This window comes from Halomonas sp. NCCP-2165 (genome assembly GCF_023708045.1).
Classification (GTDB): Bacteria; Pseudomonadota; Gammaproteobacteria; order Pseudomonadales; family Halomonadaceae; genus Bisbaumannia; species Bisbaumannia pacifica.
The window spans coordinates 1-2206 of the sequence record NZ_BRCY01000057.1; the positions used below are offsets into that span (position 1 = coordinate 1).

Sequence of the window (2206 nt, forward strand, 5' to 3'; positions counted from 1 at the left end):
TTCGTCGTTTAGGGGCCTCCCCATGGATCCCGCCTGTCGGGAACCGGCGGAAACCGCGTCAGCGGGCCCGAAGGGCGAGTCTCAGGATGAGACGAGTCGAGTCCCGGAGCCCGGCGCGATTATTGTCAGGCACTTCTTCAGAGAAAACCCCAGCGTCGACAGAGGCTGGGGGTTTTTCGTTTGGTGGCTGGCGATCGGCGTATGATGGAGTGCTAGGCTGGTGGCACCAAGACGCGATAAGGAGCGATGCATGACGACGGAGTCCGGGCCCAATTCCCCCAAGCAGGGCGCCAGGGAGCGACAGTTCGAGCGCTGGCTATGGAACTCGCGGTTTCTGGTGATGCTGGCCGTGCTGCCGAGCCTGGTCGCCGCCGTGGTGCTCTTCGCCATCGGGACCATCGATATCATCAAGCTGGTGATCGCCACCCTGACCTACTATGCCGTCGGTGGCACCGCGGATATCCACGATACCCTGGTGCCCAGCGTGGTCTTGGCGGTGGATATCTACCTGGTGGCGATCGTCCTGTTGATCTTCGGCCTGGGAGTCTATCGGCTGTTCGTGTCGCCCATCGAGCAGGCCGAGGAGCATACGCCCCACCATCCCTTCAATGTTCACTCCTTCGATCAGCTCAAGGACAAGATCGCCCGGGTCGTGGTGCTGGCGGTGATCATCGAGTTCTTCCGCGCCGTGGTGGACATTCGTTTCCAGACCCCGCTGGATGCCATCTACCTGGCGCTATCGGTACTGGCCCTCGCCGCGGCGCTTTTCCTGATGAGCCGGGCCCAGCGCAAGGAGTAGCGTTGAGGCGGTAGCCGGCGGTTGCTTCGCTTTCCGCTATGGGCCCCAACCGCTAGAATAGGGGGTTATCGCGCGGCCCAGGGGCGGCGCTCCTCACTTCTTGGCGTAAGGATTCCGTACTGCATGAGCTATCAGGTCTTGGCCCGCAAATGGCGTCCGCGCACCTTCCATGAACTGGTCGGACAAGACCATGTGCGTCGCGCACTGGTCAATGCCCTGGATCAGGGCCGCCTGCACCATGCCTATCTGTTTACGGGCACCCGCGGGGTGGGCAAGACCACCCTGGCGCGTATCCTGGCCAAGTGCCTGAACTGTACCGCCAAGGGCGAGGGCGACGAGGCGGTGACCTCCACCCCCTGTGGCACCTGCGAGGCGTGCCGAGCCATCGACGAGGGGCGTTTCGTCGACCTGATCGAGGTGGATGCGGCGTCGCGCACCAAGGTGGAGGACACCCGGGAACTGCTCGACAACGTCCAGTACGCGCCCACCCAGGGGCGCTACAAGGTGTACCTTATCGATGAGGTGCACATGCTCTCCACACACAGCTTCAATGCGCTGCTCAAGACGCTGGAAGAGCCGCCGCCCCATGTGAAGTTCCTGCTGGCCACCACCGACCCGCAGAAGCTGCCGGTGACGGTGCTGTCGCGCTGCCTGCAGTTCACCCTGAAGAATATGCCGCCGGAGCGAGTGGTGGAGCACCTGACCCAGGTGCTGACCGCCGAACGGGTGGCCTTCGACGAGAGCGCCCTGTGGCTGCTGGGCAAGGCCGCGGATGGTTCCATGCGCGATGCGATGAGCCTCACCGACCAGGCCATCGCCTTCGGTCAGGGGGAGGTGCGCCACGGCGATGTGGCGGCGATGCTGGGGACCCTGGATCACCGCCATGTGCTGGCCCTGCTGGAGGCCCTGGCCGCGGTGGATGCCGCCCAACTGCTGGCCGAGGTGGCCGGCCTGGCGGAGCAGGGGCCCGATTTCGCCGGGGTGCTGGATGACCTGGTCGGGGTGCTGCATCGCCTGGCGGTGGCGCAGATGGTCCCGGCAGGCGTCAGCAACGCCCATGGCGACCGCGATGCCCTGCTGGCCCTGGCCGCGCGCTTTACCGCCGAGGATATTCAGCTCTACTACCAGATCGGCCTCCAGGGCCGGGCCGATATGGGCCAGGCCCCCGATCCCCGTGCCGCCCTGGAGATGACCCTGCTGCGCATGCTGGCCTTCCGCCCCCAGGGCGTGCCCCGGCCGGCCCAGACGCCATTGCCACTGCGCGCCGAAGCGGCGTCGAGCCAGCCGATGGACGCCGGGCATGAGGCCTCCCCCGCGACCGATATTGGCCGGGATAATACCGCCGCCCCGACACCGCCCAGCCCCCCCGCGGCGGCGGCCCAGGAGCCGGAGGCATCCCCCCAGGCG

At 66.3% G+C, this 2206-nt stretch carries 2 protein-coding genes; both read left to right on the forward strand.

The features are described from left to right. Positions 1-250 precede the first annotated feature (250 nt). Positions 251-799, forward strand: coding sequence for a YqhA family protein (locus NFU04_RS16275; RefSeq protein WP_251310449.1), 549 nt, complete (start codon positions 251-253; stop codon positions 797-799). Between the two features lie 123 nt (positions 800-922). Further along, the coding region (gene dnaX, locus NFU04_RS16280; RefSeq protein WP_251310450.1) for a DNA polymerase III subunit gamma/tau at positions 923-2206 on the forward strand (1284 nt) is incomplete at its 3' end.